A 7,267-nucleotide genomic window follows, 5' to 3' on the forward strand; every position below is an offset into this window, starting at 1 on the left:
TATTATTCAATAATTTCAGTAACAACACCTGCTCCTACAGTTCTTCCACCTTCACGAATCGCAAATCTTAATCCTTCCTCTAATGCTATTGGTGTGATTAACTCTATTGTAAATCTTGCATTATCTCCTGGCATGCACATCTCTACGCCCTCTTCTAAATTAATTGTTCCTGTTACGTCTGTTGTTCTAAAATAAAATTGTGGTCTGTATCCATTGAAGAATGGTGTATGTCTTCCACCTTCTTCTTTTGTTAATACGTATACTTCTGCTTTGAATTTTGTATGTGGTGTGATTGTTCCTGGCTTAGCTAATACTTGACCTCTCTCTATTTCGTCCCTTTGTACTCCTCTTAATAATGCTCCTATGTTGTCTCCTGCTTGTGCTTCGTCTAACATCTTCCTGAACATCTCTACTCCTGTTACTACTACTGTTCTTGGTTCGTCTGTTAATCCTACTATCTCTACTTGGTCTTGTACTTTTAATGTTCCTCTTTCTACTCTTCCTGTTGCTACTGTTCCACGTCCTGTTATACTAAATACGTCCTCTACTGGCATTAAGAATGGTTTGTCTGTATCTCTTTCTGGTGTTGGTATTGTTTCGTCTACTTTCTCCATTAATTCTACTATCTTATCTCCCCATTCTCCATCTGGATCTTCTAATGCTTTTAATGCTGATCCTACTACTACTGGTGTGTTGTCTCCGTCAAATTCATATTCGTTTAATAATTCTCTTACTTCCATCTCTACTAATTCTATTAATTCTTCGTCATCTACCATGTCTGCTTTGTTTAAAAATACTACTATCTTTGGTACTCCTACCTGTCTTGATAATAATATGTGCTCTCTTGTTTGTGGCATTGGACCGTCTGCTGCTGATACTACTAATATCGCTCCGTCCATTTGTGCTGCTCCTGTTATCATGTTCTTTACGTAGTCTGCGTGTCCTGGACAGTCAACGTGTGCATAGTGTCTATTTGGTGTTTCGTACTCTACGTGTGCTGTTGATATTGTAATTCCTCTCTCTCTTTCTTCTGGTGCTTTGTCTATATTTTCAAATGCTACTGCTTCTCCTGTTCCATATCTCTTATTTAATACTGTTGTTATCGCTGCTGTTAATGTTGTTTTTCCGTGGTCTACGTGTCCTATTGTTCCTATGTTTACGTGTGGCTTTGTTCTCTCAAATTTTGCCTTTGCCATTCCTCTTCCTCCTTTATTTTCTTTTCTTAAGAAAACTATACCGGGTGTTTCTCGTATGTAGAAACACTTAAGTGGAGCCCATGACCGGGCTCGAACCGGTGACCTCTTGCTTACCATGCAAGTGCTCTGCCTACTGAGCTACATGGGCATTTTGCTACTTAAATAATTTTACTACTACAATTTTTCATTGTCAATACTAAAAGCCCACCGCTATATAAAACCTATAAATCTTTTGTTTCAAGGTACTTTTCTAGTTTCCTTTTTACCCGTTGCAATGCATTATCAATTGATTTTACATGCCTATTTAATTCAACGGCTATTTCTTGATAAGACTTGCCTTGAAGATAATATATAAGCACTTCCCATTCTAAATCACTTAAAATTTCCCCTATTTTATTTTCAATACTTTTGAGTTCTTCTCTACTAATAATCAATTCTTCTGGGTCCATTATTTTTACACCCGATAATATATCTAATAAAGTCCTATCTGATTCTTCATCATATATAGGTTTATTTAGTGAAATATAAGAATTTAAAGGGATATGCTTTTGTCTAGTTGCAGTTTTAATCGCTGTAATAATCTGTCTGGTTATACATAACTCAGCAAAGGCCTTAAAAGAAGTGAGCTTGTCCTGTTTATAATCACGAATAGCCTTATAAAGTCCAATCATTCCCTCTTGAATTATATCTTCCTTATCTGCCCCAATTAAAAAATATGATCTAGCTTTAGCCCTGACAAAATTTTTATACTTTTTAATTAAAAACTCCAGGGCTTCTGTATCACCATTCCTTGCACTTTCAACTATTTCCTCATCTTCCATATCATTATAATCATCACAATTATATTCCCTATGTACGCTAAGACCCACCAGCATCGCCTCCAGGAAAATGCTAAAAAAACTTAAAACTCTAAGGTTTATTATATATTAACCTTAACATTAAAGTCAAGCCAGTTCATATGTTTTTTCTCCATTTTTCAAGCTTTTTAAGCGTTTCACTATCGAGCCTAGAGAATATTAAATCATCAACTTGTTTCTTATTTTGTTTTGTATCGCTTCGGATTTTCCTTTTCATTTTGTTTACTTCCTCTTTAAGCTCTCTTGCAGATATCCTTATACCGCCTCTACCTAAAACAATTTGCTGTTCAGTCCAATCAGATGTAGCTACTTTAACCCTTTTCATTCTTCCTATAGAGTCTAACACTTTTTCTATATAATGGTCTGCCGTTTCCATTTCTTTAGTAAAAACAACCTCTATTCCATTTATTATTTCTTTTTTATTCATACTTCCTTTAACTAAATGTGCATCAAAAACTACTATAACTTTTATCCCAGCATATTCTTGGTATTCTCCCATAATCTCAATAAGTTTATCTCTTGCTGCCTCTAAACTTATCTCTTTAAGCTCTTTTAAGTCAGACCATGCATTAATAATATTGTAGCCATCTATAAATAAATATTCATCATACTTTTTCTTCATATTAACGCCCCAAACTCCTCTGTCTTAATACTTCATAGATCAAGATAGAAGCGGCAACAGATGCATTTAGAGATGTAACTTTTCCCTTCATAGGTATCTTCACTAAAAAATCGCATTTCTCTTTAACTAAACGACTTATTCCCTCTCCTTCGCTACCTATTACAATCGCTAAAGGTCCCCTTAGATCTTTTTCATAATAGTTAGATTCTCCATCCATATCTGCTGCACATACCCAAATACCATTTTCCTTTAATTTTTCAATCGTATAGACAATATTAGAAACTTTCGCTATTGGTAAATATTCTATAGCCCCAGCAGAACTCTTAGCAACCACTGGAGTTAATCCAACCGATCTTCTTTTAGGTATAATAATCCCATGGGCTCCTGCACATTCAGCAGTCCTCATAATAGCTCCTAAATTATGCGGATCTTTTACCCCCTCTAATATTATTATAAATGGGTCTTCTTTAAGATTTTCGGCATAGTTTAATATATCTTCAACCGTTTTATATTCATAAGCCGAAGCTATAGCTATAACACCTTGATGTGAACTTGTATAAGAAATAGAATCTAATTTATTCCTATCTACATACTGTATTACAATTCCTCTTTCTTTAGCTATTGCTTTTATCTTCTTTATAGAACCTTTTTCAGCACCTTTTGCAATCATTATTTTTTCAATATTCCTATTTGATTTTAATGCTTCTAATACAGGATTTCTTCCTTCTATTAATCCTCGGTTTTGCAACGCTATTCACTCCTTAAACCTTTGGTATAAGATTTTTAAACTTTTCTCTTACTTCTTTCATCTTTCCACACGACATACTGCCTTCTGGACAATCGCCATATAAACAAGCAGGTCCTGAATACTTAAAAAGTGTAGGCGCAACACCTTTAACCAGTCTTAACATCTCTATTGCCAAATTTCTAATCTCCCATTGAGCTCTATTACAACATCTATGCCTGAAAAAATTAAATAAAGAACGTGCATTCATTGTAAAAACAATTTTAGTTTCACAGGCATTAGGAAATATGTATCGAGCATCCTCAATAGCCCTTTTTTCAGCAATTTTTCTAGCCTTATTTTCAGGATATCCTTCATTTATTAATTTATTCAAAACGTCTCGATATAGAATTTCTGTCAATTGATTATATCGCTCCTGATCTTCCTCCATAGCTTTGATAAACATTCTTTTAGCCTGTTCGTTATCTCTTATAGAAGGAGGTATAATGTATTCAAACTGATGAAGTTTAACATACCTTTGCGATTGTTGAGAATACGAAGCTATTCTATGGCGAACCAACTGATGTGTAAGTACTCTACTTACACCCTCTACTGCAAAAGTAAATGTTGCATGTTCTACAGGAGACTCATGCCCTAAATTCATAAGCATATCAAGAAATTTTACTACTTTATCGTCATCTAAACTTTCTTCTATCTTTTCAATCCCAACAGGTGAATAACACAATTTAGCAGCAGATGCTACTAGCTTTTCCGGTTCAGGGGTATATCTCAATAATTTAACCTTTAATTCAGTTGCCAATTTAATACTCCTTTCACATTTTAATTTTAAAGTTAAGGATAAGGCTTTTTTAACCTTATCCTTCAGACTGTTGAAAAAGTAAAATATTTTATGAAAATGACGCTCATGCGGACGAATTTAGAAAAAACCAAATTCTTCAAGCATTCGCTTTCATTTTCATAAATATCTAAAAATACAAGTTTATAAGCAGTCTAGATAAGTTTTTTAACCTTATCCTTCATTTTCTGCATACATATTAATAATCATATTAAATATCTCATATATCCTTTCATTATCTCCTATAAGATACAAAAAACCCATTAATGTTTCAAAACCCGTTGCATACTTGTAGTCAATTAGTTCAGCATTTTTAGGAGCAGAACCAGATTTAGCGTTCCGCCCCCTTTTAATTATAGACCATTCTTCTTCAGTAAGTTTATCTTGCAAATTGTGAACAATATCAGCTTGAGCTTTAGCTTTAACATATTTAACCGCTTCTTTATGCAATTCATTTACAGAAATATTTTTCTTACTTAATAAATATGTTCTTATTAATAACTCATAAATAGCATCTCCAATATAGGCTAACTGTAAGGGCGATAACATCTTAACCTTATTTTTATCCCAACCTCTTCCTCCAAATATCATTGTATCAAAGTAATCATCTACCATAAACTATATTCTCCTCCATTTTGTACCTTCTTTAGTATCCTCAAGTATTATGCCTTTTTCTTTTAGCTCGTCTCTAATCTTGTCCGCTAATTGATAGTTTCTTTCCCTTCTCGCTCTATTTCTTTCTTCAATAAGTTTTATGATTTCCTCATCTACTATTTCCTCTTTCTTTGAAAGTATCCCTAAAATACCACTCAATTCAATTAATGTATCATAAGCCTTTTTGACAATCTCTTTAGGGCTTTCTGTATTAATATTAGTATTTGCATATCTGACTAATTCAAAAAGTGCAGAAATTGCATCCGCAGTATTTAAATCGTCTTCCATGCTTGATATAAATTTTTCTTTAAATCTATCAATATCATTAATTACTTTCTTATCATTATCTGATAATTCTTCATCTTTACTTATCCCTAATAAATGCTCTAAATTTCTTTTTCCGTTATACAATCTATCTAATCCATTTTTAGCCTGCTCTACAAGTTCTTTGCTGAAATTTATCGGACTTCTATAATGAGCCGATAATATGAAAAATCTCAATACTTCCAAATCAAATTCTCTGCTAATTTCTCTAACCGTAAAGAAATTCAAATTTGATTTAGACATTTTTTGACCATCTACATTTACCATTGCATTATGAAGCCAATAATTAGCAAATGGTTTTCCATTTAGACTTTCACTTTGTGCTATTTCATTTTCATGGTGTGGAAACTGCAAATCTTCTCCACCTGCATGAATATCTATTGTATCTCCTAACAACTTTTTCGCCATGACAGAACATTCAATATGCCATCCCGGTCTTCCCTTACCCCATGGACTATCCCATGAAGGCTCGCCTAACTTTTCTTTTTTCCAAAGTGCAAAATCGGTAGGATTTCTCTTTTCTTGATTTACCTCTATCCTAGCTCCCGCAATAAGTTCTTCTATATTTTTCTTCGAAAGTTTACCATAATCTTTCATTTTAGTTGTATCAAAGTATACATTACCATTTACATTATAAGCATATCCTTTCTCTTCTAATCCTTTAATAAACTCAATAATGTCAGAAATGTGTTCAGTTGCTCTGGGATGGATTGTTGTTTCTTCTTTCAACGAAAGCCCTTCAGCATCTATAAAGTATTCTTTTATAAACCTATCAGCTATTTCTCTAACAGTCGTCTCTTCTTCATTAGCCTTTTTTATCATCTTGTCATCAATATCTGTAAAATTTACGATATAGTCAACATCATATCCTTTATACTCAAAATATCTTCTTAATGTATCAAATACTACTAATGGTCTTGCATTTCCTACATGAATGTAATTATATACTGTCGGTCCACATACATACATTGTAATTTTATTAGGATTTATTGGCTTAAATTCTTCTTTAGTCCTAGTTAAAGTATTATAGAGTCTCATTGTTTTTTCCTCCTTTCAATTTGTAAACAATATTCTCTAATTCTGTAACTCTCTTTTTCAAACTCTCCAACTCTTGTGCTATTGGATCTGGTAATCTAACCTGATCTAAATCAATTTCTCTTTTCATATTTGAAACTTTTTTATTGTCTTTAACTACAATTCTACCAGGTATTCCTACAACCGTGCAATTTGGAGGCACTTCTTTTAATACAACAGCTCCTGCACCAATTTTTGAATTGTCTCCTACTTTAAACGGCCCTAACACTTTAGCACCACTGCTTATTACAACATTGTTCCCTATAGTCGGATGTCTTTTCCCCTTTTCTTTCCCTGTACCTCCTAATGTTGCTCCTTGATATATTGTTACATTATCACCTATTTCAGCGGTTTCTCCAATAACTACACCCATACCATGATCAATAAAAATCCCTTTCCCTATTTTCGCACCTGGATGTATTTCTATCCCTGTTAAAAATCTACCAATATGGGATAACAACCTTGCAATTAAAAATAATCTTCTTTTATAAAACCAATGTGCTATTCTGTATATTATTATTGCATGTAAACCGGGATAACATAAAATTACTTCTAATAAACTCTTAACTGCTGGGTCTCTTTCAAAAACGGCTTTAATGTCTTCTCTAATAATTCTAAACACACTCAATCAACTCCTGCTTTAAATACTGCCAATCGAGTAGGAGGTAGATGATTAATTCATCTACCGACCTCTCACACCACCGTACGTACCGTTCGGTATACGGCGGTTCATTAGGTTAAGTTCAAACTTGAACTCTGGCTTTCGCTATTGATGATGCCGAAGGTATACTACACGCTTCCTTCCTATCTTGGACTTCCAGTCCTACTTCAGTCGGAGAGCCTTCATATGAAGTTTTCTGTGGTCTTTGCATACCTCTCGAATCTTTCAATGCTACTTACCTCCCTAATGTTCGGTCCTTCCCTATCTATCCTAGGTTTTGATAGGTACTATGACCTCTG

At 33.8% G+C, this 7,267-nt stretch carries 9 protein-coding genes and 1 tRNA gene; all 10 read right to left on the reverse strand.

What is annotated here, in order from left to right:
- Positions 1 to 2: 2 nt before the first annotated feature.
- The 10 genes from tuf to BUB51_RS13200 all read right to left on the reverse strand — a co-directional run bounded on the left by tuf (position 3) and on the right by BUB51_RS13200 (position 7,197).
- Complete coding sequence (gene tuf / locus BUB51_RS11515) at positions 3 to 1,196, reverse strand: elongation factor Tu (RefSeq protein ID WP_073196251.1); 1,194 nt, start codon at positions 1,194 to 1,196, stop codon at positions 3 to 5.
- Positions 1,197 to 1,268: 72 nt separating this feature from the next.
- A tRNA-Thr gene (locus BUB51_RS11520) sits at positions 1,269 to 1,344 on the reverse strand.
- Positions 1,345 to 1,417: 73 nt separating this feature from the next.
- Positions 1,418 to 2,065 (reverse strand): RNA polymerase sporulation sigma factor SigH, encoded by a 648-nt coding sequence (gene sigH / locus BUB51_RS11525; protein WP_278294431.1) that lies wholly within the window; start codon positions 2,063 to 2,065, stop codon positions 1,418 to 1,420.
- 85 nt (positions 2,066 to 2,150) lie between these two features.
- Positions 2,151 to 2,675: an NYN domain-containing protein gene (locus BUB51_RS11530; RefSeq protein WP_073197893.1), complete on the reverse strand. Its 525-nt coding sequence runs from the start codon at positions 2,673 to 2,675 to the stop codon at positions 2,151 to 2,153.
- 1 nt (position 2,676) lies between these two features.
- Positions 2,677 to 3,423 (reverse strand): 23S rRNA (guanosine(2251)-2'-O)-methyltransferase RlmB, encoded by a 747-nt coding sequence (rlmB, locus tag BUB51_RS11535; protein WP_073197895.1) that lies wholly within the window; start codon positions 3,421 to 3,423, stop codon positions 2,677 to 2,679.
- Between the two features lie 13 nt (positions 3,424 to 3,436).
- Positions 3,437 to 4,219, reverse strand: coding sequence for an FAD-dependent thymidylate synthase (gene thyX, locus BUB51_RS11540; protein ID WP_073197897.1), 783 nt, complete (start codon positions 4,217 to 4,219; stop codon positions 3,437 to 3,439).
- A gap of 210 nt (positions 4,220 to 4,429) precedes the next feature.
- A complete protein-coding gene (locus tag BUB51_RS11545) occupies positions 4,430 to 4,870 on the reverse strand; it encodes a Mini-ribonuclease 3 (protein ID WP_073197899.1) in 441 nt (146 codons plus the stop codon).
- A gap of 3 nt (positions 4,871 to 4,873) precedes the next feature.
- Entirely contained in the window at positions 4,874 to 6,271 is a 1,398-nt protein-coding gene (cysS, locus tag BUB51_RS11550) for a cysteine--tRNA ligase (protein ID WP_073197901.1), read from the reverse strand.
- Positions 6,258 to 6,929 (reverse strand): serine O-acetyltransferase, encoded by a 672-nt coding sequence (gene cysE, locus BUB51_RS11555; protein ID WP_073197903.1) that lies wholly within the window; start codon positions 6,927 to 6,929, stop codon positions 6,258 to 6,260. The genes cysS and cysE overlap by 14 nt, the downstream gene beginning before the upstream one ends.
- 121 nt (positions 6,930 to 7,050) lie before the next feature.
- Entirely contained in the window at positions 7,051 to 7,197 is a 147-nt protein-coding gene (locus BUB51_RS13200) for a hypothetical protein (protein ID WP_159430368.1), read from the reverse strand.
- Between the last annotated feature and the right edge of the window lie 70 nt (positions 7,198 to 7,267).

Origin of the sequence: Caloranaerobacter azorensis DSM 13643 (genome assembly GCF_900129995.1) — a bacterium.
Classification (GTDB): Bacteria; Bacillota; Clostridia; order Tissierellales; family Thermohalobacteraceae; genus Caloranaerobacter; species Caloranaerobacter azorensis.

What these genes read in the sequence shown, in the direction of transcription:
- tuf (WP_073196251.1), bottom strand. Translation starts at nt 1,196, where the DNA reads ATGGCAAAGGCAAAATTTGAGAGAACAAAGCCACACGTAAACATAGGA.
- BUB51_RS11530 (WP_073197893.1), bottom strand. Translation starts at nt 2,675, where the DNA reads ATGAAGAAAAAGTATGATGAATATTTATTTATAGATGGCTACAATATT.
- BUB51_RS11545 (WP_073197899.1), bottom strand. Translation starts at nt 4,870, where the DNA reads ATGGTAGATGATTACTTTGATACAATGATATTTGGAGGAAGAGGTTGG.
- cysS (WP_073197901.1), bottom strand. Translation starts at nt 6,271, where the DNA reads ATGAGACTCTATAATACTTTAACTAGGACTAAAGAAGAATTTAAGCCA.